Raw genomic sequence first — 25,549 nt, 5'->3', positions numbered from 1 at the left:
CAATCCTTTGGACTTCGGGGCAAATGCTGGCGATATCACTCTATCTGGCGGCGTGGGAGTCGACGGCTGGACGCTTGGCTTCGTAGCCTTGAAGTATGGCACAAAAGCAGGTCCGTTCCACCCGCCCCTCCGCACGGGTATATCGGCGTCGTCGACTCGCGGTGCTGATCACCACGCTCGTACTCGTCGGGCTTTTGGCGTGGGCGGGCGTCGGCATCGCCTCCCTTCTGCGACCTGCGGCCCCGGCAGAGAGCACGGCGGATCCCGCGGCGACCGCGCCAGGAGCGGCTTCCTCGCAGCCATCGGGTGCTCCCTCCCCGGAACCTTCCGAGCCTAACGGCTGCCTCGATGAGGAGGTGGTCGTTTCCGCGTCAACCGCCCAGACCACGCACGGGCCCGCGGATGATCCGGTGCTGGTGATGACCATCAAGAACGCGGGGACGGCCGACTGCATGGTCAATGTGGGAACCAGTCAGCAGGAGTTTTCCGTCACGAGCGGGGCGGACCGGATTTTTTCCACCTCCGATTGTGTGGAGGATCCCACCGACACCGAGATCACTATCAAGCCGGGTGCCAGTGAAACCGCGCGCTTCACCTGGACCCGGGTGCGCAGCGCCCCCGGGTGCAAGTTCGTGGCAGCCAAGCCGCGACCGGGAACCTACGGCTTCACCGCGAAACTGGGGGACGTGAGCAGCGAGACCGCGAGGTTCGAGCTGCGCTAGCCGCCCTCGCCCTGCCCCGCCCAGGTGGTTTTTTAGATGAAGCGGTCCAGCAGGGATGATTCAGCGACGCGGGACAGGCCCTCGCGGACCGTGCGGGCACGCTGGTCCCCGATCCCGTCCACCGCCATCAGGTCCTCGATATTGGCGGCCATCAGGCGCTGCAAACCGCCGAAGTTATTGACGAGCCGGTCGGCCACTGCCCGGGGAACCGACGTGATGCCTGCCAGCAGCCGGTGGCCCTTGGGCGTGACAACCGCGTCGAGCGAGTCGATGCCGGGGCTGATTCCCAGGATCGCGGCGAACTTCCCCAGGTCGATCAGGTCCGTGGAGTCGAGGTTCTGCAGCTTCTTCAGCGCCGCCTCGATGTCGAGCTCCTTGCCGCCCAGGGTCGAATAGTCCTTCAGCAGCAGGTCGGCACCGGGGCCGAGCCCGGCCGAGAGTTCGTCGAGCTGCAACGCCAACAGTCGTCCGTCAGCACCCAGCTCGAGCACGTACTGGGCGATCTCCTCGGAGATGCGCCTGACCATTTCCTGGCGCTGCAGCACCGCCGCGACATCGCGGACCGTGACGACTGCCTCGATCTCCGCAGCGGACAGCGCGCTGGTGACCTGGTCCAGCCGCGAGCGGTAGCGCTCCAGCGTGGCAAGGGCCTGGTTTCCGCGGGCGAGCACCGGCTCGGAGCCCTCGAGCAGGTAGCGGATGCCTTGGACGTACAGGGCGATGATGTGCATCGACTGCGAGACCGAGACGACCGGGAAGCCGGTCTGGATGGCGACGCGCTCGGCGGTGCGGTGGCGGGTCCCCGACTCCTGGGTGGGGATCGAGTGGTCCGGGACCAGCTGCACGCCGGCGCGCAGGATGTTTGAACCGTCCTTGTCGCAGACGATGGCCCCGTCCATCTTGGCAAGTTCGCGCAGGCGGGTGGGGGAGAAGGCGATGTTGATGTCGAAGCCACCGGAGCAGATCGAGTCCACGACCCTGTCGTGCCCCAGCACGATCAGTGCGCCGGTGCGGCCGCGCAGGATCCGTTCGAGGCCGTCGCGCAGCTCCGTTCCGGGTGCAACACGGGCCAGGGTGGCGCGCAGCGCATCTTCGGGGCTTTTCGACATGGGCCGGTTCCTTCCAAGGGGGTGACTACTACCTATGGTATGGCCAAGGCGGACCCACCAAGCCCGGAAATGCACCCCGGTGAGCGACTTCGGCACCCTTTTGTTACCGAAAGAACATGGATTACCCGGTTTTGACGCGTTGCTCGAAGGCGATGTCCAGTGCCTCGTGCACCGAGGAAACGGTGAAGACGCGGATCGAATCGGGGATGTTCTTGGGAGGCTGCGGGGAGGCCGGCACCATGGCGTAGCGGAAGCCGAGCCGCTCGGCCTCGATGATCCGGCGGCCGATCTCCGGAACGGGGCGCACCTCGCCGGCCAGACCGACCTCTCCGAACGCCACGAACTGCGGTGGCAGCGGATGGTTGTGCATGGAAGAGGCAAGCGCCAGGGCCGTGGCGAGGTCGGTGGCCGGTTCGCTGAGCTTGACCCCGCCCACGGTGGCCACGTAGGAATCAAGCCCGCCCAATTCCATCCGGGCGCGCGACTGGAGCACGGCCAGGATCATCTGGGTGCGCGCAGCGTCCAGGCCACTGGTGGCCCGGCGCGGGATGGCGCTGGTGGCCCTCGAGAGCAGGGTCTGTACCTCGGCGACCAGCGGGCGGCGTCCCTCGAGGGTGACAGTGATGCAGGTTCCGGGCACCGGATCCTTGGTGCGGGTGACAAAGAGCCCGGAGGGATCGGCCAGTCCCTCGATGCCGCCCTCGGTCAGGTCGAAGCAGCCGACCTCGTCGGTGGGGCCGTAGCGGTTCTTCAGCGCGCGCAGCAGGCGCAGGCGGGAATGGCGCTCGCCGTCGAACTGGCACACTACGTCCACGAGGTGCTCGAGCAGCCGGGGCCCGGCGATCGAGCCGTCCTTGGTGACGTGTCCAACCAGGATGGTGGTCATGTTCCGGCGCTTGGCGGCGTTGATGAGGGAGGCCGCCACCTCGCGTACCTGCGAGATGCCGCCGGCGGTGCCGTCGACCTCGGAGGAGGCCAGGGTCTGCACGGAGTCGATGATCAGCAACTCCGGGTCGATCTTTTCCACCTGGCCCAGCGCGATGCCCAAATCGGTCTCGGCGGTGAGGTAGAGCGTGGTGGCCATGGCGTCGATGCGTTCGGCCCTGACCTTGACCTGGGCGGCGGATTCCTCGCCGGTGATGTACAGGACCTTGCGGTCCGAGCGGGCGGCGCGCGCCGCAACGTCGAGCAGCAGCGTGGACTTGCCCACTCCGGGTTCCCCGGCCAGCAGGATGACGGCTCCCGGGACCAGTCCGCCGCCGAGCACCCGGTCAAGTTCCTCCACGCCGCTGGAGCGGTAGGAAGCTGCGGAGGCATCGACGTCGCCGATGGGCTGGGCCGGGACGGCGATGCTGGTGGCGGCGGTGGTCTTTGCCGAGACGGCGCCCATTTCCTCCACCGTGCCCCAAGCCTGGCATTCGCCGCAGCGCCCCACCCATTTCACGGTGCTCCACCCGCATTCCGCGCAGCGGTAACCGGGGGTGGATTTGGTGCGGGTGCTCTTGGCCATGCCTTTGATGCTAGCTTGCGGTGCCCACGCTTTGGGTGCGCGGCAGCCGGGTTAGGCTACAGGCGCGGCAACAACGCCACGGCTTCCTCGTGGCTGGTGCCGGTGGCCTCGAGGAGGTCAATCACCAGCGGGCGCAGCAGCAGCACCATGCCTTCACCTTGCAGGCCGCTGACCTGGAGGGCCGCGGGATCCAGCCGGGCTGCGCATTCGGCAAGCTCGCGTCGGGCCCGACCCACAGCCCTTCGGTATCCGGACTCCTTGGTCTCCAACACTGCGTAGCCAAGGGCGTTGACCGCCTCGGACAGTTCGGTCAACAAGCCCGCCACGGACTCGACCCCCTGGTCGGTCAGGGAGCCCTGGGTGATCACGGTGGTCAGCCTCCTGGCCAGGACCCGGGAGTTGCGCACGGCCAGATCGGTCTTTTCCGCCGCAACCTTCAACCGGTCAAGGTCGGAGCGGTGTCGGCGGTGTGCCGGGGCCAGGGTGGCCACCTCGCGGGCCATGTTCAGGGCCGCGGGCAGGGAATCCAGGAGCTGCTGGGTTCCGCGGGCGCGGACCAGTGCGTGGAATGCCAGGGTGGTGTCGGAGGCGCTGACGGCGCGCCCGCATTCGTGCAGGATGCCGGCGAGCTCGCCCAAAAGCTTGCCCAGCTCGGCAGTGGGGGTGCGGCGCGGGTCGCGGGGAAAAACCATCATGATCAACAGGCCGCACAGCGAACCGATGACCGCGTCGATTGAACGGCTGAACGGTCCCGCGGCACCGATGGGCAGAAGGACCACCAGCACCGATTGCAGTCCCAGCTGGGTGGAGAAAATGGGGCCGGAATCCAGGAACCTGGCGATCACCAGCGACAGGAAAAGGACCAGGGCCGCCTGCCACAGGCCGCTTCCCAGAAGCGTCAGCAACAAGTCTCCGACAGCCACGCCCAGGGTGCAGCCAATGGCGACCTCCATCGAGCGGCGCACCGTGGTGGCGGTGCCGAATCCCAGCACCAGCAGCCCGCTGGTCGCGGCAAAGATCGGGTCCACGTGGCCCAGGAGTTGCTCGGCGATCCAGTAGGCCAGCACCGCGGAGACGGTCATCTGGATGATCTTGGGGAACGATGTCCCCACGCGGCGCACACCCACGCGGTTGCGGCGCATGACGAACGTCCACGCGCCGCCGGCCGATGATCCGATACCCATGGACAACAGTCTGTCATGGCGCGCAAATACCACTGGCAAGTATGAATCGTGACGCGAAACACTGGGCCATGCCGGCCTTGTTCACCTTGCGTTCACCTTCGTCGGAAGTGCTGGTTACTTCCGGGGCCTAATTTCGTATTGAAGCGATGTGCCGGTGTGCGCATCCTTGGGAAAGACCAGGACGACACGGTTCGTCATTGACAGGCATGTGAAAGAGGATAACTCGTGAAGCTTCATCGCATTGGCAGCGCGGCTGCAGTTCTTACCGTGGCAGCACTTGCCCTGACCGCTTGCGGTTCGGACAGCCCGACGGCCACGGCCGGAACCGGCGACGCCGGCAACTCGTCCGCAGGGGCAGTCTCCGGCACGTTGACCGGTAGCGGTGCTTCCTCGCAGAAGTCCGCCATGGAAGCCTGGAAGGCTGGCTTCGAGCAGGCCAACGCCGGCACCATGGTCCAGTACTCCCCGGATGGCTCCGGCGCCGGCCGCAAGGCCTTCCTGGCCGGAGGCGCGCAGTTCGCAGGCTCGGATGCCTACCTGAAGGACGAGGAAGTCGAATCCTCGAAGGAAATCTGCGGCCCCGAGGGCGCATTCAACGTCCCGGCCTACGTTTCCCCGATCGCCGTTGCCTTCAACCTTCCGGGCGTTGAGACCCTGAACCTCGATGCAGCCACCATCGCAAAGATCTTCAAGCTGGAAATCACCAAGTGGAATGATCCGGCCATCGCCGCGACCAATGAAGGCGTGGAGCTTCCGGACACCGCGATCACCGTGGTGCACCGCAATGACGAGTCGGGCACCACCGAGAACTTTGTCGACTACCTCGCGGCCGCCGCGAAGGACGTCTGGGACTACGAAGTCTCCGGCGACTGGCCCAAGGACCTCGCCAGCGAGAACGCCAAGGGCACCTCCGGCGTCGTGGCAACCACCACCGCCACCGAGGGTGCAATCACCTACGCGGACTTCTCCGCCGTTGGCAAGCTCGGCACCGTCAACGTGAAGGTCGGCGACGAGTTCACCGAGATTTCCCCCGAGGCAGCAGCCAAGGGCGTCGAGGCAGCCACCCCGGTCGAAGGCCGCGGCGCACTGGACATGTCCCTGGACCTGAAGCGCGACACCACCGAATCGGGTTCCTACCCGATCATCCTGGTCTCGTACCACGTGTTCTGCTCCACCTACAAGGACCAGGCCACGGTTGACCTCGTCAAGAGCTTCGGCGAATACGTACTCTCCGAGGAAGGCCAGAAGCAGGCTGCAGGCTCCGCCGGCAACGCCCCGCTGTCCGCCAAGATGAGCGAAGCCGCCATCAAGGCTGTCGACTCGATCAAGGTCGCGTCCTAACTTTGCACCCAGGCCTTCGGGGGAATATCGATGACTTTTCTTCGATATTCCCCCGAAGGCGCAGTAGCATCTGATTTGACCCCTCCATATCCCAGCGCGAACGGCCGTATGATCCCCCTTGCCGCTCGCTCAACTCCCTAAGGCTCACCCATATGACTACCAACGCGCTACGGCGCAGCGGATCCAAGGGACAGGCCGGAGACAAGATCTTCTCCGGAGCCGCGCTAGGCGCGGGCATCCTGATCCTCGTAACCCTCCTTGCGGTAGCGGTCTTCCTGCTCATCCAGGCGCTGCCCACCTTCACCGCCGACCCGACACTCGTCAGTGGCGGCGAAGGTTTCTTCAGCTACATCTATCCGATTGTCATCGGCACCGTGATCGCAGCGGCCATCGCCCTGCTCATCGCCACTCCGGTCGGCATCGCCGTTGCATTGTTCATCTCCCACTACGCCCCGCGCAAGCTGGCGGCGGGCCTTGGTTACGTCATCGACCTGCTGGCAGCCATCCCGTCGGTGATCTACGGCGCCTGGGGCTACCTGGTGCTGGCCCCGGCGCTGGTCCCCAGCTTCCAATGGCTGACCGCGAACCTCGGCTTCATCCCGATCTTTGAAGGCCCCGCCTCGCAGACCGGCAAGACCATCCTCACGGCCGGCATCGTGCTGGCAGTGATGGTACTTCCCATCATCACCTCGCTGAGCCGCGAGATCTTCCTGCAGACCCCCAAGCTGCACGAGGAAGCCGCCCTGGCATTGGGCGCCACGCGCTGGGAAATGATCACCATGTCGGTGCTTCCCTTCGCCCGCCCCGGAATCATCTCGGCCGTCATGCTCGGCCTGGGCCGTGCACTGGGCGAGACCATGGCCGTGGCCCTGGTGCTCTCCACCGGCAGCCTGATCCCATCGCTGATCAAGTCCGGCAACCAGACGATTGCCGCCGAGATCGCCCTGAACTTCCCCGAGGCCTTCGGCCTGCGCCTCTCCGAGCTGATTGCGGCCGGCCTGGTGCTGTTCGTGATCACCCTGGTGGTCAACTTGATCGCCCGGGCAATCATCGCCCGCCACAAGGAATTCTCGGGAGCCAACTGATGAACACCGTTACCGCCAACAAGCTCCCCAACGATTCGCGCCAGCAGCCGGGCAAGCCTCCGGTTGCCCGCAAGCGAAACTCCCTGTCCAAGGGCCACCTGCCGCGCTGGGCCATCCCGGGCATTGCCGTGGGCGCACTGATCCTCGGCGCCGCGGCTTCCACCCTCGGTGGATTCTCCGTGGCAAGCTTCGCCATTTACACCGCAGTCATCTTCGTGGTGGCCTCCAGCGTCATCACCACCCTGGTGGAGGGGGCGCGCCGCGGCCGGAACGCCCTGGCCACCTACCTGGTCTATGCAGCCTTCCTGGTCGCGCTCATCCCGCTGGCTTCCGTGCTGTTCACGGTGCTGCAGAATGGGCTGCCGGGCATCAACACCCACTTCCTGTTCCACTCCATGAACGGAATCACCGGTGCGGCCGACAACGCCAGCGTCGAGAACGGCACCCCGGTTCTCGGCGGCGCCTACCACGCGGTGATCGGCACGCTGCTGATCACGCTCTGGTCCACCCTGATCTCCGTTCCGGTGGGCATGCTGACCGCAATCTACCTTGTCGAGTACGGCAAGAACGGCCCGCTCGCCCGGGGCATCACCTTCTTCGTCGACGTGATGACCGGCATTCCCTCGATCGTCGCCGGTCTCTTCGCCACCGCGCTCTTCGCGGTGATCATGGGCCCCACCGCTCGCATGGGCATCGTTGCCGCCGTCGCCTTGAGCGTGCTGATGATCCCCACGGTGGTCCGCTCCACCGAGGAAATGCTCAAGATCGTCCCGAACGAGTTGCGCGAGGCGGCCTACGCGCTGGGTGTGCGCAAATGGCGCACCATCGCCAAGGTCGTCATCCCGACGGCAATCTCCGGCATCGCCTCCGGCGTGACCCTGGCCATCGCCCGCGTCATCGGCGAGACCGCACCGATCCTGGTGACCGCCGGTCTGGCGAACAACATCAACGTGAACGTCTTTGGCAACTGGATGGCCACGCTGCCGACGTTCATCTACTACCAGATCCTCACCCCGACCTCGCCGACCAACGTGGATCCCTCGATCCAGCGTGCCTGGGCTGCTGCACTGTTGCTGATCGCCATGGTCATGGTGCTCAACCTCGGCGCACGCCTGATCGCCGGCCTGTTCGCCCCCAAGAAGGGCCGTTGAGCCTCAAAGGCTCCGGACCCTCAGACACACAAACTTCCTAAGGAAAAAACACATGTCTAAGCGCATCGACGTCAAGGACCTCAACGTCTACTACTCCAGCTTCCTGGCCGTGGAAGACGTCAGCATCGAAATTGAAGCCAAGTCGGTGACCGCCTTCATCGGTCCCTCCGGCTGCGGCAAGTCCACCTTCCTGCGTACGCTGAACCGCATGCACGAGGTCATCCCCGGTGGCCGCGTCGAGGGCGAGGTGCTCCTGGACGGGGACAACCTCTACGAAACCGGTGTCGACCCGGTCACGGTCCGCAGCCAGATCGGCATGGTCTTCCAGCGTCCCAACCCGTTCCCGACCATGTCCATCAGGGACAACGTGCTCGCCGGGGTGAAGCTGAACAACAAGAAGATCTCCCGCTCGGATGCCGATGGCCTGGTCGAGAAGTCGCTGCGCGGCGCCAACCTCTGGAACGAGGTCAAGGACCGCCTGGACAAGCCAGGCTCCGGGCTTTCCGGCGGCCAGCAGCAGCGCCTGTGCATCGCTCGCACCATCGCGGTGAAGCCGGAGGTGATCCTCATGGACGAGCCGTGCTCCGCCCTGGACCCGATCTCGACCCTCGCGATCGAGGACCTGATCAACGAGCTGAAGAACGACTACACCGTCGTGATCGTGACCCACAACATGCAGCAGGCCGCGCGCGTGAGCGACAAGACCGCGTTCTTCAACATCGCCGGCACCGGCAAGCCCGGCAAGCTGATTGAGTACGCCGAGACCACCACGATCTTCTCCAACCCCGGGGTCAAGGCCACCGAAGACTACGTCTCGGGCCGCTTCGGATAATTCCTGACTGCACTCGCCGCAGAAAAATTCGCCCGGGACCGAACAGGTCCTGCGGCGGTACCGGAAGGGGGATCTTCCGGGGATCCCTGGAGGGGGATCGCAACGGCGGAACCACGCGCATGAGTCTTGCGCGGGGTTCCGCCGTTGCCTTGTTTAACGCCCGGGGGAGCCATCGCTGATCGGGGGCCCGCGAGGATGCACGTGGAGCCCGACAGCGCGACCCGGGGAATGGGACCACCCGGCCGCACCGGAGGCATCGGGGGTGCCGCCGAAGCCTTGTGGCGGGGGCAGTGGCGCTTGTGCCGGCGCCAATGGCCGGAGGCGCTCGGAGGCGCCCCCCGGGCCCGGTGCAGGGGGCCAGGCGTCGAGGGTGGATCCGGTCAGGACGAAGCGGGCAAGAGCCGCCTAATAATCAGCTGACCAACGGATGAATGGCCAGGCTTAGGATGCCGCCGAGCAGCGAGCAGACTACGGGGGTGGCCACCCAGTGCCGCAGTACGCGCTTTACCTGCCGCCAGGTAACGGACTCGAACCGCTGGTTGGTGCCCGCCCCGACGATCGAGCTGGTCACCGCCTGGGTGGTGGAAATGGGCAGGTGGATCAGCATGGCACCCAGGAAGAGCATTGCGGCGGAGACCGATTGGGCCACCATGCCGCGCAGCGGGTCCAGGTTGACCAGGCGGTAGGCCAGGGTATGGGCGATGCGCCAGCCGCCAAAGAGGACCCCTGCCGCCAGGGCGGAAGCGCCCAGCAGCTGGGGGCCGAGCATGATGGTGCCGGGCTGCGCGGCGCCCGCCGTCACCAGGGCCAAGGTCAACATGGCGCCGGTGCGCTGGCCGTCCTGCAATCCGTTGCCCAGGGCCACCGCACACGCCGAGATGGACTGCCCCGCGCGGGATGCCCCGCTGACGTCGGAGGCGGTGGAATGGCGCACCAGCCAGGTGGCCGGGATGACCAGGACGTATGACACGACGAAGGCAAAGACGGGAGTGAAGAGCAGTGGCAGCAGAACTCCGCCGGCAAGCATTCGCCAGGCGTCGTGCACCCCGTCATCGCCCAGCAGGGCAGACGCGCCGCCCGCGCCGGCAAGGGCGGAAACCAGGGAATGCGTCGAAGACACCGGAAGTCCGCGCCACCAGCAATACAACGCCCAGGCGCCGCCCGCGAGCAATGCGGACAGCAGCAGTGCCAGCCCGGGAACCCCGCTCGGGACGTTCAGCTCGACGGCCGAAATCAGGTAGACGCCGAAAGAGGTGGAGAGCATGGTGCCCAGAAAGGTGAAGAACGCAGCCACCAGCACCGCATAGTTGGGGGTCAAAGCGCGGTTGCGCACGGCGACTGCGATTGAGTTCGAGGCATCGCGGAACCCGTTGAGGAACGCGAAGGCGCAGGTGAACAACAGCACCACGAACATCATGAAGGATTGGCCGGTAACCACGCCCGGCTCAGGATTCCTTGACCAGGACGCGTCCCAAGTGGTCGGCCACGGCTCGCAGGGATTGGGAACAGGAGTGGAGCTGGTCAGCGACCGAACGGTGGCGAATGATGGTGCCTGCCTTGTTCAGTTCCCCGATCTCACCCAGCCACGTTTGGTGCGTTCGGTGCGCGCGCTTGGAAATGCGCACCAAATCAAGCCAAACGTCTTCCAGGTCGTCCAGTCGCTGGAGCTTGCCCAATGCCTCGGTGGTGAGCTCGGTCTGGCGGCCAATCAGTTCCAGCTGCTCGGCCGCACGATGTGAGAGGTGTCGCTTGCCCAGGTGCGCAATGAGGATGCCGCCTCCGCTGAGTTGCTCGACGGCCTCATGGAGCAGCCGCGAAAAAGTGTAAACGTCTTCGCGCGGCAACGGGTTGACGTAGCTGGTGCGCAAATGCGTCAGCACCGCGTAGTGCAGGTCGGTGGCCCTGGCTTCGGACGCGTCCAGCGCATCAAGCTGCACGGCGCGGTCTTCGCTGGAGCCCAGCATTTCGGAAAGAACCCCAACGCATAGGTTGACTTCGGAGGCCAGGTCGCGAAGAAGCCCAAGGCCGCGCATGTCCGAAGGGAACAATCTAAATTTCACGAGGAAACCACCGGATGGAAAGGAAAAAGCGGGACTCTGCCCAGTTTACGCATCCAAGGTGAACAAGCCCGCCCGGGGCGGTGTGAAGTGCGTCCCCGTGCCAGGGCGGGGAGTGAAGTTGGCGGTGCCGAACCGGGAGCGCCTCTCGGCGGAAGGCCGCTCGTAGCGGCTGAAAGTTGGAGCCCGGGGCTGCCGCGGTCCGGCACCGTGATTCCAGTTTTCTAGGAAACCGGCCCTCCTGTCAACACGCCGGCGCAGTATTCGCGCTCGGCGTGAAGGAACTCTCAGTCCAGTTCCCCGCGCCTCCAGGATGCGGCGGCAGCTTCCAAGTCCTCGGCGGTCTTCAACAGGGCATGGGCGCGACCGGTCATCAAGGCGGCCCGTTCCGGGTGCGAAAAATCGGCCGCATCCGCCTGTTCGGCTTGCCCCAGGGCTATGACCCGGCAGTACGCCGCGGTGCGTTCCAGGGCCACATCGAACTCGCCGTCAAAGGCGCCGGTGAGGATGGAGCTGGTCATGTTGCACAGTTCCTCGGCCCCCGGCGGTTCCGCGGCTCCGGCAACCACACGCGAGACCTGGGCCTGGCGGGCGCCGGCGGCGAAGAACGAGGCCATGGCCTCGGGATTGTTGACGGTTGCGGCGCGGATTGCGTACAGCCGCCACAGGGCGCCGGGAAGCGAGCGGGCGGGGGCCTTGGACCAAAGCTCGGCAATGACCTCCAGGCCTTCGTCCTCGGCGAGCCGCACCAGGCGCTCCCGGATCTCCGGATCGTCATTGAGTTTTCCTGCCTGCACCAATGCGTGGGCGGAGAGGTGCGCTGCCTCGGACACGCGCGCCGGATCGGCACCGCCCTCGAAGGGATCGAAATCCATGGGAGCGAACGGTTTGGGTTTGTGGTGCCGGAATGTGGTTGCCGGGGGAGTCAATGCTGGGTGGCCCTTCATGGGCTCGAGGATACTCTGCCCAGCTGGATACTTGCTCATCTCCGGGATGGGTGAGCCGTCGGAAGGGAGTCTGCGTGCCGGCAGGCTGGCAGCAGGAAAGCCCGCGGCGGGGCAAGTCCTGCGAACCCCACGTGTTCGGACACCAGTTGATTCCAGCAAGCTTGTCCAAGCGGGGCCGGATTATCCGCTAATATGGTGTTGGCTAAGTGCCAAGCGCGCCTTTAGCTCAGTTGGTAGAGCACTGGACTTTTAATCCATTGGTCGCGGGTTCGACCCCCGCAGGGCGCACAGAGAAGCGGTTCTGACTAGGAGAAATCTAAGTCAGAACCGCTTTCTGTTTAAGTCGTTGCCCCCAAATTCAAGGGAAACCCAACGAATTCGATTATCTGGCTGGATCCGGGAGTGCCAGTTGATCTCGGACAATCTTCCTGCTGCCTGCACTTTCTCAACGACGTCGAGGGCCGGAGTCTCTGAACCGAAGATCCACAAGGCCCGATTCGCTTCGCATTCTTCTAGCTCGCTCAGATAGAAGTATGTGGGGTCCCAGCCGACCTTGAACTCGCTCGGCATACCGTTCAAGAACGTGGAGGACAGCTCGACCGGTCCGCTTTCAACAGGTTGCGTCAGTGGTCGTCCTCAACGGGCGTGCGCTGTTTGTGATGGCAACCGCCTTATTGCCGACATGCCCCCGGGGACCTGGAAGTCCGTCTGTGCTTCCGGCGCTTTGTGGTCCGCGGATGTGTAGGCTTGGAGCAGTATATTGCTGTTGTGTCCAGGACAGAGAGGCACGTTCATGGCCAGGATTGGGAAGTCGCTCCCGATTGCGGACGAGTTGGCCGCTGCGGCGGCGGGTGCCGCCGGGTTGCTCATGTCCGAGGCCACCGTGGCCGAAACGCTGAAACTTATCACCGCCGCGGCGAAGTCCAGCGTCCCCTTCGCCATTGGTGCCGGGGTAACGTTGATGGATGCCAATGCCCGTCCGACCAGTGCTGCCGCCTCGGACGAGGTCGTCGAGCAGGCCGATAGTCTGCAATACGATCTCGAGCAGGGTCCTTGTCTCTCCGCCTGGGCCACGGGCGAAACGGTGGTGGTCCAGGACATTGCCGCCGACGATCGCTGGCCCGAATGGTCAAGGTTGGTGGCGCCGCTGGCCGTCGCCGCCTCCATCAGCGTTCCGCTGAAATCCTCCTCCGAGTCCTTTGGCGCGGTGAAAGTCTATGCCGCCGAGCCCCAGGCCTTCACTGAGCGCTCTCGAGGTGTCCTGGAGCTGCTGGCCCGGCAGGCTTCGGTGTTGCTGGAGCATGCCATCACCGCGGAACAGGCCAAGAAGGTCAGTGACGAGTTGCGCAGTACCCTGTATTTGCGAGACGTCATTGGCATGGCCAAGGGCATCATCATGGAACGTCATGGCGTTGCCGCCGATGACGCGGTGCGGCTGTTGTTGAAGCAGGCCATCGCGGAGGGCCGGACCCTGGGCGAGTTTGCCGCCCGGTTAGTCGAGGCCGCCACCCCGCAAGGTGCCTAGCGACGGGGAACAGGCCATGGAGATGGATGACGATGATTTGCAGCTGAAGCAGCTGCGCCAGGCGCTGCCGCTTGCGGGCCTGACGGTGGGCGAGTTATGGCTAAAGTACTTCGGCCTTGGCGGGTCAGCCGGCCAATTCGAAATCGAGGCTTATCTTTTTGCCGCCCATGCGTTGCCCACGTTGGAGCGCGATCTGGTGGCCCACGCGATCAATGAACGCTTCATGGACCTGGACATGGATCTCAGGGTCCCGTACTCCACTGACCAGGACCCGGGAAAGACGGAAACCTAAATGGGCGCCCGAGGCCACGACGCACGCAGCCAAGACGAGCTGCAAGACCTGCTACTTGAGAGCGAGGGCTTCAGCGACTTCATGCTGGAGCTGGTGCTGATTGCCGCGGCGGGGCTGGGCAGCGGCAAGCCGGTGCTGTGTTCCATCACGGTGGAGCGCGAGGGCTTCCCGCTCACGGTGGCAAGCAGCGAGCTCGATGCCATGGTCCTGGATGAACGCCAGTACGCCTTTGACAATGGTCCCTGCCTGACCGCGCTGCGGCAGCAGCGCAAGGTCTTCATCCCGGAAATGGACGAGTCGAGGACTTGGCGGGATTATGCGCGGGAGATCGGCTCCAGCGGAGTGCATGCCATCCTCGCGGTCCCCGTGGAAGCCGGCAGCGGCACCCAGGCCGCGCTGAACTGCTATGCCCGCGAACCCGGAATAATGGATTCGGACTTTGTTTCCGCAGTGGAGGCCTTCGCCGGATCGATTTCGCGCATCCTGCGCTTGGCCCTGCGATTCCACCTGCCTGCCCTGGCCGGCGCCGACCTCGGTTCGGAGCTGCGGGCCCGCGGGCTGGTTGACGGGGCGGTGGCGGTGATCATGGTCCGGGACAAGTGCAGCCGTGCCGAGGCTTTCGCTCAATTGAGTCGCTCGGCATTCTCGGCGAACGTGCGCCTCGGCGACAGGGCGATCGAGGTCCTGCGTGAGGCGCGACGCGCCCGGGGGATGGAATAGTCCTTCGTCCCTTGCCCGGGACCAGGGCAAGATGGCAGCGGCACGAAACCGGGAATTTTCCGGCTCCGTGGCCGGACAACCCCAAAACCTCGTTTTTGAGGGTTCCGGCCTCGCGGACTTCCTGGAGCAGCTGTGCGGATTCTCCGCCGTGCGGGCGTCGGCCGTGCTGCCGGCCCACCGAATATGCCAATGCCCTTGGCAACGGGCTGACCCGCTGGCCGGAGTAGGCCGGGGCTCACCGCGGTCCCGCCGTCCGCAGGGGCATGCGGCTCAGGCACAAGGTCCACCCGCCCGCCGGCGCTATGGCTCGCCGCGCGTCAGCATGAGTATGCGGATCCGCAGCAGACCCTGAGGTCGCGCACCCATCGATTTGGCGTCAACATGGGACGGCGGGTCGCTCCCGGGAAGAGGCGTTCAAGTTCTCTTCGCGGGCGGCTTCCATCCGCAACCAGAAAGGCGTGGTCCTGGCCACCGGACTCGCGGACACCCTGACCGCGAAACACGTCAAGACCTACTTCGGGCGAGGCCTGGGAGCCGGCTAGATGTCGGTGCCGTAGCCCCGCAGCAGGAAGGAGTGTGGCAGCGCGGGCAGGCGGTGGGTGCGGATTCCCTGGAATTCCTCGCACCGGCCACACCAGCATTCAACGTCCCAGGCCGAGGGCGCGGGCCCATGCGGTGGTACTGGCCTGACCTGTTCAAAGACCAGGTAATTGTCGCTGTGGCAGGTTCCGCAACTGATCGGCGGCACGCTCTCCTGCGTCGATGGTGAGACCAAGGTGATTTTGGCGGTGTCCGCGGGTAGCTCGCTGCGACGTTGCGGGGTGGCGAACAATTGCTGGATGGTCATGAGCCCTGTCCTCGAATTTCCGAATTTCCGATACGCGGATGACGTGCTTCCCGGGGTCTGGAGAACCACGTGCGGCCGACAAAAACCCCGCCGGCCGATCGATAAATCGATTATGCCCAACACGTGTTGCCGAATTCAAGGGGATTTCACCTCGTGCCCCGCGGTGTCCGGACCCGCCATCCGCCCCGCGGGGTCCCGGGCGTGGCGCGGGCCAGGGGCCGGTGTGGCCCGGGGCTGAAAGCGACGAGGCTGGCGGCGGTCGGATCCGTGGAGGCTACGGGAGGGCCACGATGCAAACAATCCTTCCCGAGGCGGATAACAAGTGGCACAGTAAAAGGGAAAGGTAGCCATGGTGCGGGCGGGCACTTTCGTCGAATGGCTGCGCAGACCCGGAAGTAAGGGGACCAGCGATGGATAGCGACCAACTGACCAGCCTCGGCGAGTACCTCTATGGGAAGGTGCTGGATACCGAGCAGATTGAGGGGTTTCTCAATGCGCTGACGCACGTGGCGGTGCAGGAACTTTCCGGCGGGGACCCGGGGCGGGTGCTGTGCGGGATCACGATGGTGCGCCGCCACCGCGCGGGCACGGTGGCCAGCAGCAGCCTCGAGGCCCAGGAAGTGGACGAGGTCCAGTACGGCTTGGGCGAGGGGCCGTGCCTCACCGCCGCCCGGGACCGGGGCTTGGTCCTGGTCCCGGACTTGCGCGTGGAACATCGCTGGCCGAGGTATGTCGGGCACATGGTATCCCGGGGGATTGGCTCGGTGCTGGCGGTGCCATTCGATCTACAGGACGGGGACGGCGCCGCATTGAACTTGTATTCGCGCCAGGTCCACGGGTTCGACCCCCGGCAGGTCGAGGCCGCGCGGGGATATGCGGACCAGGCGTCCACCGCGCTGGCCTTGGCGCTCCAGGTGGCCAGGCACCGGGAGGAAGCTGAACAGTTGCTGGAGGCGATGAAGGCACGCACCACCATCGACCTGGCTGTGGGAATCGTCATGGGGCAGAACCGGTGCTCGCAGCAGGAGGCCTTCGGCATCCTGCGGGCAGCGTCCAACAGCCGCAACATCAAGCTGCGCGACGTGGCGGCCGCCGTGGTCGGCTCCGCGACCCCCGAGGCCCCCGCGACCCATTTCGACAGGTAGCCGCCGCCGCAAGGACCCTCTGCGGCGTTCTCCGTGGGGGCAGTGCCCGCCCGGGGAGGATCTGGCCAGTGATCCTCGCGACGGCGGAGCAGGTGCCGCACTGCCGCGGACGGCAGCGATGGCGGGCCTCATTCGGATGCTATCCGCTCTGGCCTAGGTCGGCGCGTGCAAGGCGCAGGTGCCGCGGGATGCCGGGCGGCCGTGAGGAACTCCCGCACGGCGCGGGCAGGAATGCGGAAGGACTTGCCGAAGCTCACCGCCGGCAGCTTGCCCTCCTGCACCAGGTCGTACACGGTCAGCCTTGGCACGCGCATCGCGGCGGCGGCCTCGGCCATCCGCAGGTATTCGGTGTCCCCGGGGGGCTAGTGGTTGGAGCATGTCATCCCCCAATCCATGTAGCCTTCATCATCCCCCCGGCTGAACGACTGGTCCGGAGGCACCGTTCAGGGGACCTGCTGGGTTCCCATCGTAGGCGCGGTTTCGGCGGCGCTTCAATGTTTTGCACACCCAACCGGCGGGGCATTCTGCACGCCTTGAGCCCTTGAAAATCTGCCGCACATTCCTAGCCCGCCGGATACGGTCGGTCACTGGGCAGGGCGGCCAAGTGCACCGTCTTCGTTGCCGACCACGGCTACCATCGCGACCTTGCCGAACAGGATCGGACGGCCTTGGCAGTCGGTCTCTGAGATTTCGGCATCCAGCCTCTCCAGCACCCGCTGGGCCAGGCTGGAGGGGTGTCCCACCCAAATCGGGACGGCCGGCACCAGGATTTGTGCAGCCATGAGCTTGTCCCGGATGGCGGGCGCGGATTTACAGTGGCGGTCGCGGACTGCTACAAATGTCGACAACTAATCCATTGGCCGGGGGGGTCGACCCCGCGGGGCGCACAGAACTACCTATCCCCGCTCTCCTCGTGAGGGCGGGGATCATCTGTTTCCTGGTTCCCCGATCCATGGTGAGCCGCAGCAACAATCTTCACCTGGCCTGCCGTCTAACGGTTTGCCGGAGCGCAGCCACTGGGATGGCATTCGCAGAAGCGGTCGATGTTGCGCAGGACACATTGGTGCGGTTATGGTTGCATCGTCAGGCGGAACGTTTCTGAAGTTCCTGCCGTCGCTCTAAAAATGGGCGAAATCCGGGTTCGCTGCCCGAAGACGAATATGGCCTTAGTTCTTTTTGCTGCATTCGAAAGTCACAAAAAATGTCTACAGTTTCCGCTGCCCTTTCCCGCGCCCTCCTAACCTGCACTTCCGAGATCTTCGGAGTCATGGGAAACGGTAATGCCCACTTCCTCGACGCCGCGCTGCGCACCGGGTTCCGCTTCACCGCGGTACGCCACGAGTCGGCCGCCGTCACAGCCGCCGATGCCTACTTCCGCATCACCGGGAAGCCGGCCATAGCCACCACCACCTACGGTGCAGGGTTCAGCAACGCCATCACCCCGCTGGCAGAGGCCGCCAAGGCCAGGATCCCGATGGTGCTTGTCACCGGGGACCAGCCCTCCACCGGCGCCCGCCCCTGGGACATTGACCAGGGCGCCATCAACGACGCAGTGGGCGCCACGACCTTCGTGGTTGATGCGCAGCGCCCGATGGCCATAGCGTTCGAGGCGGTCGCCCACGCCCTGCGCGAGCGCACCGCGGTGGTGCTGTCGATTCCCTATGACATCGTTGCCGACGAAGCTGCCGAAGAGGGCCCGCTGTCGTTGGGCGACTTCGCGTTGGATCCCGGTTACCCGGCCGCCGCACCGGAACTGCTCACCCAGGCGGCCGCCGCCCTGAACGAGGCCAGGCGTCCGTTGGTGCTCTATGGCCGCGGGGCACGGCTGTCCGGTGCGGCGCTAGCAATCACCGCGCTCGCCGATTCCCTGGGGGCACTGAGCTCAAGCACGGTGCTCGCGCCAAACCTCCTGGCCGACCGCCACGGGGACTTGGGGATCGCCGGCGGGTTCTCTTCCGGGGAAACCGCCGCCCTCATCCACGAAGCCGACGTGGTGCTGGTGCTCGGGGCCGGGCTGAACCAGTTCACCACCCGCTTCGGGGAGCTTTTCAACGTCGGCGCCCAGGTGATCCAGGTCGATGTGGCCACCGCCGCAACGAGCCCGCGGGTTGACGTGTTCCTCCGGGCCGACGTGGCAGCGGTTGCCGATTCCCTGCTGCCGCTGGTGCATCGGCGCCACGGCGGCCTGCGCTGGGTGGATGAGGTGGGCGACCGGTTGGCGAGGATCAACGACCATGCGCCCGGCGACGAGGCGGCACCGGACGGATTGCTCGATCCGCGGTCGGTGGCGCGTGCCCTGAACGCGATCATGCCCGCGGACCGCGTGGTGGTGCAGGACGGCGGGCACTTCATCGGCTGGGGCCCCATGTACTGGGATGTCCCCGGGCCGCATGCCCTGAACCTGGTGGGCACCGCCTACCAGAGCATCGGACTGGGCCTGGCCTCCGCAGTGGGTGCCGGGGCCGCGGCACCGGAGTCGACGATCGTGCTGGCCAGTGGCGACGGCGGCTTCCTCATGGGCCTGGCGGACCTCGAATCCGTCATTCGCACCGTGCGCAGCGGCATCGTCGTCATCTACAACGACGCCGCCTACGGGGCGGAGATCCACCAATACGGATCCATCGGGCTGCATGAGGGGCCCATGCTGATTCCCGAGGTCGACTTTGCCGCCGTGGCGCGCGGGCTCGGTGCCTCGGCCACGAAAGTGCGCAGCCTGGAAGACCTAGCCGGGTTGCGCGACTGGGTCGCAGCGGGGGCCGACGGGATCCATCTGGTGGACTGCCGCATTTCCCCGGATGTTCGGGCACCGTACATGGAGGAAGTCCTCGAGGCCAACCGCAAGGCCGCCGGCGTTCGCGGCTGAGCCTTCCGGCCGTACGGGGCGGGCCGGTGGGTTTCGCCGACAGAAAAACCCCTGACTGGATAAAATACCGACCTACCGGAAAGTAGGTTCCACCCCTAATGTGGAATGGTGCGACATTCGATCCGGACGGCCCTGGCCGCCGCAACACTCATCGCCTTGGGGGCGGCAGGTACCCTCCCTGCGCAGGCGCACCCAACGGCCGAAGCACGGTCGATCTCCGTGCAGCCGCGCTCGGCAGCCCCCATTCCCTATGCCGAAGGGCGTGACGTCATGGCACCCTCCCTGCGTGTGGCGACGTTCAACGCCGCGCTGAACCGGCCGCAGCCCGGCCAACTTGCGCTGGACCTCTCCACCCCGCTGGACGCCCAGGCGCAGGCGGTGGCGGAGATTGTGCAGCGCAACTCACCCGACGTGCTGCTGCTCAACGAATTCGACTACGACCCGGAGGGTGCCGCCGCGGAAGGCTTCAAGCGCAACTACCTGGAGCGCAGCCAGGGCGGACAGGATCCCATCTACTACCCCTACAAGTATCTGGCCCCCTCCAATACGGGGATCCCCAGCGGTGCGGACCTCGACGGGGACGGCATTGTCGGCGGCCCCGCCGACGCCCTGGGCTACGGGGAGTTCGAGGGCCAATATGGCATGGTGCTCTTCTCCAAGCACCCCATAGAGGCCGCGAAGATCCGTACCTTCCAGAAGTTCCTGTGGAAGGACATGCCGGACTCGCAAATGCCGACCCGGCACTACGGCGAGCTGGTCCGCGGCGTGCTGCCCCTGCCCAGCAAGTCCATGTGGGATGTGCCGATCACCGTGGGGGACAAGACCATCCACGTGATTGCCGCCCACCCCGCCCCGCCGGTCTTCGATGGCCCGGAAAAACGCAACAGGGCGCGCAACCACGACGAGATCCGGCTCATCAACGACTACCTGGGCGGGGAGGGCCGCGGCGAGTACATCTATGACGATTCGGGCAAGCGCGGAGCGCTGGAGCCCGGCAGCGACTTCGTGGTGCTGGGGGACTTGAACTCCGACGCCGGCTCGGGGGACTCCGATCCGGCGGCCATCACGAAGCTGCTCGGCAACCCGCTGCTGGTTGATCCGCTGCCGGCCGCTGCCGAGCGCACAGGCGACCGCGAAGCCAGGGGCATTGCGGGCATTACCGGCAGCGCCCTGGGCACCGCCGACTTCGGCCGGGGAAGTGCAGGGGTGCTGCGCGTGGACTACGTGTTGCCCTCGGCAACGCTGCCGGCGCGGGGTTCGGGTGTCTACTGGCCGGGAGCCGGCCAAGACGGTGCCGGGCTTGTCTCCGGCTGGCCGCCGGCCAGCAGCGACCACAGACTGGTCTGGGTCGACGTCACCGTGTCCGGCTGATCCCCCGGCAACCAATCGGCAACGGCCGGGACCCAAAATAAAGCGGGGCCCGGCCGTTGAATTGGTTTTCCTGCCTGTCATGAAACCCTGTGGTCGCCACGCGACTCGACTGCGGAGGCCGGCGTTTCCTCTGGGGTGCCAAGGCCCCCGGCCAGGCGGCGCCTGGAACGGCGCTGGGCCACGGCGTTGAGCACCCCGATCGCCACGGTGAGCCCGAGGGTGGCGAGCAACTGGGTGCGGGACGCCGGATCGAAGAGCGCCAGCACCACGATCCCGGCCAGCATCGCCAGCGCCAGGATCGAGAGGTACGGGAAGAGCGGCATCCGCACCGGCAGGTGGATGCTCGGGTCCCTGTCCGCACGGATGCGCAGGATGAGCTGCGAGAGCGCAATGAATCCCCAGGTGACCAGCAGCGTGGAACCCACGGCGTTGAGCAGCATCGGCATCACCAGATCCGGCGCGAGGTAGTTCATGACCACCGCGATCGTGCACAGGATGACCGAGGCGCTCACCGCCACGTATGGCGTCTTGTTCCGGTTGCGGACCTGGATGACCCGCGGGGCGATCCCGCGCTCGGAGAGCGAAAGCAACATGCGCGAGGCGGCATAGATGTTCGCGTTCATGGCCGAGAGCAGGGCGATGACCACCACCAGCGCCATGACGGAGTCGATCCACGGGATGTGCGCGAAGGTGAGCACCGCAACGAACGGGGAAGCGGCTAGCTCCGGCGAATACCAGGGCAGCACCGAAACCATGACCAGGGCGGAGCCCACGTAGAAGACCAGAACGCGGAACAGGACCCCGCGCACGGCCTTGCGGATGGAGGTTCGCGGGTCATCGCTTTCGGCCGCGGCAATGGCCACGATCTCGATGCCGCCGAAGGCGAAGATGACCATCAGCAGCCCGGCGCACAGCCCGACCACGCCGTTGGGCAGGAAGCCGTCGTGGGCCACCAGGTTGGAAAGGCCGGTGGCTTCGACGCCCGGCACCAACCCGAGGATGATGGCCACGCCGATGCCAAGGAACGCCACAATAGCGGCGACCTTGAGGAAGGAGAACCAGTACTCGAATTGGCCGAAGCGTGCCACGTTGGCCAGGTTGACGGCGGTCAGCAGGGCCACGAAAACCAGGGACCAGGTGCCCTGCGATACCCCGGGGAGCCATCCGCCGACAATGGCCGCGGCACCGGTGGCCTCGGCGGCGATGACGATGACGCCCTGGATCCAGTAAAGCCATCCGATGATGGCCCCGGCGTTGGGGCCCATGGCCTTGGTGGCATATACGGAGAAGGATCCGGACGAGGGGTTCGCCGCGGCCATTTCGCCGAGCATGTTCATGATCAGGATGACCAGGAAGCCGGCCAGGGCGAAGGCCAGGACGATGCCCGGCCCGGCCACGGCAACGGCCTGCCCGGAACCGATGAACAGGCCGGCGCCAATGGCGCCGCCCAGGCCCATCATGGTGATCTGCCGGGTGCTCAGGCTCGCGGACTTCGGGGCGGTCTGGGTGTTAGACATGGGCGGGGGCTTCCTGCAGTGCGGAGATGACGGCGGTGGCGATGGCCGCGTTGGCTTCTGGGGACCCGATGGAGATCCGGATGCCCTCCCCGGCAAAGGCGCGTGCCCAGATGCCGGCGGCCCGTAGTCCCGCATCGACGGCCTCGGTGTCATCGCCGGTGGACAGCCAGATGAAGTTGGCCTGGGATTCGGTGACGGTGACTCCGGCTTCGCGCAGCGTGGCCAGCAGGGATTCGCGGGCGGTCACCAGATCGTCAATGCGTACCTGGAGTTCGTCTTCATGTTCCAGGGACAGCACCGCGGCGCGCTGGGCCAGCGCGGTGACCCCGAACGGGACGGCGGTCTTGCGCAGGTTTGCAGCGACCGCGGGAGGCGCCACGGCGTAGCCGATGCGCAGCCCGGCCAACCCGTAGGCCTTGGAGAAGGTGTGCAGCACCGCGACGTTGGGGTAGCGGCGGAAGAAGTCCAGCCCGATGGCCGAATCGCGCGCGGTGTTGAAGTGGACGTAGGCCTCGTCGATGACCACCAGCACGTGTGCCGGGACCTTGGCCATGAAGGCGTCCACGGCTGCGGCGTCAACCACGGTGCCGGTCGGGTTGTTGGGGTTGCAGATGAAGACCAGCGCGGTGCGCTCGTTGATGGCCTCCGCCATGGCGGCCAGGTCGTGGGCCCCGTCGGCATCCAGCGGAACCATCACCGGGGTGGCCCCGGCGACATGGGCGAGGATGGGGTAGGCCTCGAAGGAGCGCCAGGCAAAGACGACCTCGTCGCCGGGATTGGCGGTCGCGTGGATCAGCTGGCCGGCGACCTCCACCGACCCGGCTCCCAGGGCAATGGTCTCCGGTTCCACGCCGAGGCGGGCGGCCAGCGCACCGACAAGTTCGGGGGCAGCGGCATTGGGGTATTGGTTGATGGTGCCCAGCTCGGAGGAAAGGCCCGCGATGACGGAGTCCAGCGGCGGATACGGGTTTTCGTTGGAGGAGAGCTTGAAGGCCTTCTGGGCCGCACCCGGTGTGGCACCCTGCCTGTAGGCCGGGATCGAGTTAAGGGAAGTGCGCTGGGCGAGGGTCATCGGTGGGTGCCTTTCGAAAAACAAGCTGCTCGCACGTCGCCGGTGACGCGCCTCACAAAAGCTACGAAAATGAGCTTCGGCCGGTCAAACGCCCGGCAAAAGACCGCACAAGTTGTACAGAAAGATCAGTGCGCGTGGTGGATCACTGGACATTGTGCCCAATGTTTTTTCTAGCCGCATTCAGGGTACCGCCATTGCGCAGCGAGCTGCTTCGCAAGCGGTTGCCCGGCTCTGCGGGGGACTCGGGATTGTGCAGCGCTGCATCCCGCGCCAACGGGATGACCCGGTTCTCGAAGTGCGTTGCCAGCACGATGGAGGAGGCAGAGCGGCCCATGCCCTCGGTGGCGGAGATCGCATCGATGACCCGCTGCAGGTCGGCGGTGGAGCGGGCCACGATCTTCACCAAAAAGTCGCTGGATCCCGAGACGGTGTGCAGCTCGAGGATCTCCGGGATCTGTGCGAGCTTTTCGGCCATTCCGTCGTGGCCTAGGTTCTGCTGGATCTGCAGCGAACAGAAGGCGGCGACCGGATAGCCCATTGCGGCTGCATCGATTTGCGGGGCGATGCGCGTGATCACCCCGGATTCATGCAGCCGGTTCAGCCGGTTCTGCACCGTGCCGCGGGCAACTCCCAGGCGCTTGGAACACTCCATGACCCCGATGCCGGGAAAGTCGGTGAACAGCTCGATCAGCGACACGTCCAACGAATCGATTCTCATGCGCCCCAGTATGCGGCTGAAGCCGCCTTGCGCGCGAATCGGCCGGCGGCACGGGCTACGGTGGATGAATGGATGAGGGAATCTATTCCCGGCCGGCGGGCCGGCGGGCGGGCACCGACCTGGTCATGATGCTGCATGGCTACGGCTCAAACCCGGAACGGATGACGGGCTGGTTCGACGAGCTTCCGCCGGATGCCACCGGGGTGGCGTTGCGCGGGCCGATGGAGGTCGGAGGGGACCGAGGCTGGTTCCTGCTGGATTACTTCCTCGCCAATGACTTTGCCAAGGTGGTCTCCGCCGCACAGCAGGTGTTCGATTGGCAGGACAGGTATGCCCGCGGCTATCGCTCGATCAGCCTGCTGGGGCATTCGCAGGGAATGGCCATGGCCACGACGCTGCACCGGCTGCGGCCGGGAAATTATGCCACGATCACGGGACTCAGTGGCTTTGTACTCTCCAACGAGCTGCTTTCGCTTACCGACATCGTTCCGGAGCCCGGGGAAGCGGTTCCGTTTTTCTGGGGCAGGGACCCCTTCGACCTGGTGATCAACCCCGATGCCGTTGCCTATGCGGGACAATGGCTCGCCGAACACACGGCCCTGACGTCACGCACCTACCCGGAGATGGGGCATGGCTTCGGTGCCGACGAACGCCGCGACGTGCGCAACTTCTACCGGCACTACCTCGCGGCCAAGCCAACGGCGTGATTCCCTCCCGCTGCACGCACAATCAACCGGATGGTTGATCCGGCCGGGGGCGCATCCGGGCACAGTGGATGGTGAGATGCGGCAAGGCCTCGTGCCCGAGGGCCCTGCCGGCACAACCGCCGTTTGCCCGGGCACCAGCGAAAGGAACCGCAACGCCATGATGCGCCTGATGTACACCGCCTTTGTCTTTGGAATCACCGGAGTGCTCTCGGGCCTCTATTACCGTGAGCTGACGAAGGCCAGCGACGTCGCTGACCGTTCGGCATCCCAGTTGCCGCTGGTGCACACCCACCTGCTGGTGCTTGGCTTCGTGTTCCTGCTCATCGTGTTGGCGTTGGAGCGGCTCTTTGCCATTTCCGCCGCCGCTCCGCGGGCCTTCACCTGGTTCTACTGGATGTGGACGACCGGCGTTGCGGTGACCGGCGGCATGATGCTCGTCAAGGGGACGCTGGTGGTGTTGGGCAAGGACGCGAGCTCGGCGGCCTTCGCCGGAATTGCCGGCCTGGGGCACATCTCGTTGACCGCTGCGGTCATCGTCCTGTTTGTTGCCTTGCGGGCTGCCCTCAAGGCCGCTGAAACCGCCGGGTCAGCCGCGCCGGCGCTCGCCGGGCGCTAGCCGAATCAAGGCGGGCACCTGCGCCCCGGGGCGCGACGGAACATTTACTGCCGGCGCAGCGACACGCCATGACTGGACGCAGTGGCCCCCTGATGCGACCGTCCTGCCTTGGTCTTCCGGATCTTGAACTGCGTCGAGCCAGATCGCTATCCGCCGCCAAGCCATGGAAATGGCGTGCAATTGCGGTTTCCGAAACTTCCCCTTTTCCGCAAGAAGCC

Annotated in this window: 24 protein-coding genes, 1 tRNA gene and 1 pseudogene; 14 read left to right on the top strand and 12 right to left on the bottom strand. The window is 65.8% G+C overall.

From position 1 onward, the window contains the following. Window positions 1-95 precede the first annotated feature (95 nt). Window positions 96-722 carry a hypothetical protein gene (locus tag Q2T94_RS06160; RefSeq protein WP_302263268.1) on the top strand — a complete coding sequence of 209 codons (627 nt, stop codon included), beginning with the start codon at window positions 96-98 and terminating at the stop codon, window positions 720-722. A gap of 32 nt (window positions 723-754) precedes the next feature. Here the strand turns inward: Q2T94_RS06160 and disA are convergent, their stop codons facing one another. The 3 genes from disA to Q2T94_RS06145 all read right to left on the bottom strand — a co-directional run bounded on the left by disA (window position 755) and on the right by Q2T94_RS06145 (window position 4,525). Further along, window positions 755-1,831, bottom strand: a complete 1,077-nt coding sequence (gene disA / locus Q2T94_RS06155; protein WP_264270487.1) for a DNA integrity scanning diadenylate cyclase DisA — start codon at window positions 1,829-1,831, stop codon at window positions 755-757. 121 nt (window positions 1,832-1,952) lie between these two features. Continuing rightward, complete coding sequence (gene radA / locus Q2T94_RS06150; RefSeq protein ID WP_264270488.1) at window positions 1,953-3,341, bottom strand: DNA repair protein RadA; 1,389 nt, start codon at window positions 3,339-3,341, stop codon at window positions 1,953-1,955. A 56-nt stretch (window positions 3,342-3,397) separates the two neighbouring features. Beyond that, window positions 3,398-4,525, bottom strand: coding sequence for an FUSC family protein (locus Q2T94_RS06145; protein ID WP_264270489.1), 1,128 nt, complete (start codon window positions 4,523-4,525; stop codon window positions 3,398-3,400). A 225-nt stretch (window positions 4,526-4,750) separates the two neighbouring features. On the opposite strand from Q2T94_RS06145, the gene pstS reads away from it, so the two are divergent. The 4 genes from pstS to pstB all read left to right on the top strand — a co-directional run bounded on the left by pstS (window position 4,751) and on the right by pstB (window position 8,934). After that, a complete protein-coding gene (pstS, locus tag Q2T94_RS06140) occupies window positions 4,751-5,866 on the top strand; it encodes a phosphate ABC transporter substrate-binding protein PstS (RefSeq protein ID WP_264270490.1) in 1,116 nt (371 codons plus the stop codon). A 152-nt stretch (window positions 5,867-6,018) separates the two neighbouring features. Continuing rightward, window positions 6,019-6,951: a phosphate ABC transporter permease subunit PstC gene (pstC, locus tag Q2T94_RS06135; protein ID WP_264270491.1), complete on the top strand. Its 933-nt coding sequence runs from the start codon at window positions 6,019-6,021 to the stop codon at window positions 6,949-6,951. Further along, complete coding sequence (gene pstA / locus Q2T94_RS06130) at window positions 6,951-8,102, top strand: phosphate ABC transporter permease PstA (RefSeq protein ID WP_302263267.1); 1,152 nt, start codon at window positions 6,951-6,953, stop codon at window positions 8,100-8,102. Before pstC ends, pstA begins: the two co-directional genes overlap by 1 nt. A 52-nt stretch (window positions 8,103-8,154) precedes the next feature. Continuing rightward, on the top strand, window positions 8,155-8,934 hold the full coding sequence (gene pstB, locus Q2T94_RS06125) for a phosphate ABC transporter ATP-binding protein PstB (RefSeq protein WP_264270493.1): 780 nt from the start codon (window positions 8,155-8,157) through the stop codon (window positions 8,932-8,934). 412 nt (window positions 8,935-9,346) lie between these two features. Here pstB and Q2T94_RS06120 read toward each other — a convergent pair whose 3' ends face one another. The 3 genes from Q2T94_RS06120 to Q2T94_RS06110 all read right to left on the bottom strand — a co-directional run bounded on the left by Q2T94_RS06120 (window position 9,347) and on the right by Q2T94_RS06110 (window position 11,938). Continuing rightward, entirely contained in the window at window positions 9,347-10,372 is a 1,026-nt protein-coding gene (locus Q2T94_RS06120) for an inorganic phosphate transporter (RefSeq protein WP_264270494.1), read from the bottom strand. A 7-nt stretch (window positions 10,373-10,379) separates the two neighbouring features. Beyond that, entirely contained in the window at window positions 10,380-10,994 is a 615-nt protein-coding gene (locus tag Q2T94_RS06115) for a hypothetical protein (protein WP_264270495.1), read from the bottom strand. Window positions 10,995-11,278: 284 nt separating this feature from the next. Then, window positions 11,279-11,938, bottom strand: a complete 660-nt coding sequence (locus tag Q2T94_RS06110) for a hypothetical protein (RefSeq protein WP_264270496.1) — start codon at window positions 11,936-11,938, stop codon at window positions 11,279-11,281. Window positions 11,939-12,153: 215 nt separating this feature from the next. Here Q2T94_RS06110 and Q2T94_RS06105 point away from each other — a divergent pair. The 4 genes from Q2T94_RS06105 (at window position 12,154) to Q2T94_RS06090 (ending at window position 14,475) form a co-directional block, all read left to right on the top strand. Then, a tRNA-Lys gene (locus Q2T94_RS06105) sits at window positions 12,154-12,226 on the top strand. Window positions 12,227-12,731: 505 nt separating this feature from the next. Continuing rightward, window positions 12,732-13,463, top strand: a complete 732-nt coding sequence (locus Q2T94_RS06100; protein WP_264270497.1) for a GAF and ANTAR domain-containing protein — start codon at window positions 12,732-12,734, stop codon at window positions 13,461-13,463. A gap of 16 nt (window positions 13,464-13,479) precedes the next feature. After that, window positions 13,480-13,755 carry a hypothetical protein gene (locus Q2T94_RS06095; protein WP_264270498.1) on the top strand — a complete coding sequence of 92 codons (276 nt, stop codon included), beginning with the start codon at window positions 13,480-13,482 and terminating at the stop codon, window positions 13,753-13,755. Continuing rightward, window positions 13,756-14,475, top strand: a complete 720-nt coding sequence (locus Q2T94_RS06090) for a GAF and ANTAR domain-containing protein (RefSeq protein ID WP_264270499.1) — start codon at window positions 13,756-13,758, stop codon at window positions 14,473-14,475. 538 nt (window positions 14,476-15,013) lie between these two features. On the opposite strand, the gene Q2T94_RS06085 is transcribed toward Q2T94_RS06090, so the two are convergent. Next, window positions 15,014-15,322: a hypothetical protein gene (locus tag Q2T94_RS06085; protein ID WP_302263266.1), complete on the bottom strand. Its 309-nt coding sequence runs from the start codon at window positions 15,320-15,322 to the stop codon at window positions 15,014-15,016. 410 nt (window positions 15,323-15,732) lie between these two features. On the opposite strand from Q2T94_RS06085, the gene Q2T94_RS06080 reads away from it, so the two are divergent. Continuing rightward, window positions 15,733-16,467, top strand: a complete 735-nt coding sequence (locus tag Q2T94_RS06080; RefSeq protein WP_302263265.1) for a GAF and ANTAR domain-containing protein — start codon at window positions 15,733-15,735, stop codon at window positions 16,465-16,467. Window positions 16,468-16,595: 128 nt separating this feature from the next. On the opposite strand, the gene Q2T94_RS06075 is transcribed toward Q2T94_RS06080, so the two are convergent. Next, entirely contained in the window at window positions 16,596-16,802 is a 207-nt protein-coding gene (locus tag Q2T94_RS06075) for an excisionase family DNA-binding protein (RefSeq protein WP_302263264.1), read from the bottom strand. A gap of 270 nt (window positions 16,803-17,072) precedes the next feature. Beyond that, a pseudogene (locus Q2T94_RS06070) lies at window positions 17,073-17,270 on the bottom strand (NAD(P)H-dependent oxidoreductase); the annotation flags it as partial. Between the two features lie 398 nt (window positions 17,271-17,668). Between Q2T94_RS06070 and Q2T94_RS06065 the strand changes: the two are divergent. Beyond that, window positions 17,669-19,330, top strand: coding sequence for a thiamine pyrophosphate-binding protein (locus Q2T94_RS06065; protein WP_302263263.1), 1,662 nt, complete (start codon window positions 17,669-17,671; stop codon window positions 19,328-19,330). A 105-nt stretch (window positions 19,331-19,435) separates the two neighbouring features. Beyond that, complete coding sequence (locus Q2T94_RS06060) at window positions 19,436-20,701, top strand: endonuclease/exonuclease/phosphatase family protein (RefSeq protein ID WP_264270504.1); 1,266 nt, start codon at window positions 19,436-19,438, stop codon at window positions 20,699-20,701. A 77-nt stretch (window positions 20,702-20,778) separates the two neighbouring features. Here the strand turns inward: Q2T94_RS06060 and Q2T94_RS06055 are convergent, their stop codons facing one another. The 3 genes from Q2T94_RS06055 to Q2T94_RS06045 all read right to left on the bottom strand — a co-directional run bounded on the left by Q2T94_RS06055 (window position 20,779) and on the right by Q2T94_RS06045 (window position 24,008). Further along, window positions 20,779-22,218 (bottom strand): amino acid permease, encoded by a 1,440-nt coding sequence (locus Q2T94_RS06055; protein ID WP_302263262.1) that lies wholly within the window; start codon window positions 22,216-22,218, stop codon window positions 20,779-20,781. Beyond that, window positions 22,211-23,290 (bottom strand): histidinol-phosphate transaminase, encoded by a 1,080-nt coding sequence (gene hisC / locus Q2T94_RS06050; RefSeq protein ID WP_302263261.1) that lies wholly within the window; start codon window positions 23,288-23,290, stop codon window positions 22,211-22,213. The genes Q2T94_RS06055 and hisC overlap by 8 nt, the downstream gene beginning before the upstream one ends. A gap of 142 nt (window positions 23,291-23,432) precedes the next feature. After that, window positions 23,433-24,008 (bottom strand): Lrp/AsnC family transcriptional regulator, encoded by a 576-nt coding sequence (locus Q2T94_RS06045; RefSeq protein ID WP_367281522.1) that lies wholly within the window; start codon window positions 24,006-24,008, stop codon window positions 23,433-23,435. A 68-nt stretch (window positions 24,009-24,076) separates the two neighbouring features. On the opposite strand from Q2T94_RS06045, the gene Q2T94_RS06040 reads away from it, so the two are divergent. Together Q2T94_RS06040 and Q2T94_RS06035 are read left to right on the top strand one after the other, a co-directional pair. Beyond that, window positions 24,077-24,715 (top strand): alpha/beta hydrolase, encoded by a 639-nt coding sequence (locus Q2T94_RS06040; protein WP_302263260.1) that lies wholly within the window; start codon window positions 24,077-24,079, stop codon window positions 24,713-24,715. A 157-nt stretch (window positions 24,716-24,872) separates the two neighbouring features. Further along, a complete protein-coding gene (locus Q2T94_RS06035) occupies window positions 24,873-25,331 on the top strand; it encodes a DUF2871 family protein (protein WP_302263259.1) in 459 nt (152 codons plus the stop codon). The last annotated feature ends 218 nt before the right edge of the window (window positions 25,332-25,549 follow it).

This window comes from Paeniglutamicibacter sulfureus, assembly GCF_030512175.1.
GTDB lineage: Bacteria > Actinomycetota > Actinomycetes > Actinomycetales > Micrococcaceae > Paeniglutamicibacter > Paeniglutamicibacter sulfureus.
The sequence above is the reverse complement of the archived record's forward strand: the minus strand, read 5'-3'. Positions and strand labels throughout refer to the sequence as shown.

Bases quoted from the DNA above. Each gene is read 5' to 3' on its own strand.
- Q2T94_RS06080 (WP_302263265.1), top strand. From the start codon at position 15,733: ATGGATAGCGACCAACTGACCAGCCTCGGCGAGTACCTCTATGGGAAG.
- pstB (WP_264270493.1), top strand. From the start codon at position 8,155: ATGTCTAAGCGCATCGACGTCAAGGACCTCAACGTCTACTACTCCAGC.
- Q2T94_RS06065 (WP_302263263.1), top strand. From the start codon at position 17,669: ATGTCTACAGTTTCCGCTGCCCTTTCCCGCGCCCTCCTAACCTGCACT.
- Q2T94_RS06060 (WP_264270504.1), top strand. From the start codon at position 19,436: ATGGTGCGACATTCGATCCGGACGGCCCTGGCCGCCGCAACACTCATC.
- Q2T94_RS06035 (WP_302263259.1), top strand. From the start codon at position 24,873: ATGATGCGCCTGATGTACACCGCCTTTGTCTTTGGAATCACCGGAGTG.
- Q2T94_RS06160 (WP_302263268.1), top strand. From the start codon at position 96: ATGGCACAAAAGCAGGTCCGTTCCACCCGCCCCTCCGCACGGGTATAT.
- pstA (WP_302263267.1), top strand. From the start codon at position 6,951: ATGAACACCGTTACCGCCAACAAGCTCCCCAACGATTCGCGCCAGCAG.
- pstC (WP_264270491.1), top strand. From the start codon at position 6,019: ATGACTACCAACGCGCTACGGCGCAGCGGATCCAAGGGACAGGCCGGA.
- Q2T94_RS06100 (WP_264270497.1), top strand. From the start codon at position 12,732: ATGGCCAGGATTGGGAAGTCGCTCCCGATTGCGGACGAGTTGGCCGCT.
- Q2T94_RS06110 (WP_264270496.1), bottom strand. From the start codon at position 11,938: ATGAAGGGCCACCCAGCATTGACTCCCCCGGCAACCACATTCCGGCAC.
- radA (WP_264270488.1), bottom strand. From the start codon at position 3,341: ATGGCCAAGAGCACCCGCACCAAATCCACCCCCGGTTACCGCTGCGCG.
- hisC (WP_302263261.1), bottom strand. From the start codon at position 23,290: ATGACCCTCGCCCAGCGCACTTCCCTTAACTCGATCCCGGCCTACAGG.
- Q2T94_RS06095 (WP_264270498.1), top strand. From the start codon at position 13,480: ATGGAGATGGATGACGATGATTTGCAGCTGAAGCAGCTGCGCCAGGCG.
- Q2T94_RS06090 (WP_264270499.1), top strand. From the start codon at position 13,756: ATGGGCGCCCGAGGCCACGACGCACGCAGCCAAGACGAGCTGCAAGAC.
- Q2T94_RS06085 (WP_302263266.1), bottom strand. From the start codon at position 15,322: ATGACCATCCAGCAATTGTTCGCCACCCCGCAACGTCGCAGCGAGCTA.
- Q2T94_RS06055 (WP_302263262.1), bottom strand. From the start codon at position 22,218: ATGTCTAACACCCAGACCGCCCCGAAGTCCGCGAGCCTGAGCACCCGG.
- Q2T94_RS06045 (WP_367281522.1), bottom strand. From the start codon at position 24,008: ATGAGAATCGATTCGTTGGACGTGTCGCTGATCGAGCTGTTCACCGAC.
- Q2T94_RS06075 (WP_302263264.1), bottom strand. From the start codon at position 16,802: ATGGCCGAGGCCGCCGCCGCGATGCGCGTGCCAAGGCTGACCGTGTAC.
- Q2T94_RS06040 (WP_302263260.1), top strand. From the start codon at position 24,077: ATGGATGAGGGAATCTATTCCCGGCCGGCGGGCCGGCGGGCGGGCACC.
- disA (WP_264270487.1), bottom strand. From the start codon at position 1,831: ATGTCGAAAAGCCCCGAAGATGCGCTGCGCGCCACCCTGGCCCGTGTT.
- Q2T94_RS06145 (WP_264270489.1), bottom strand. From the start codon at position 4,525: ATGGGTATCGGATCATCGGCCGGCGGCGCGTGGACGTTCGTCATGCGC.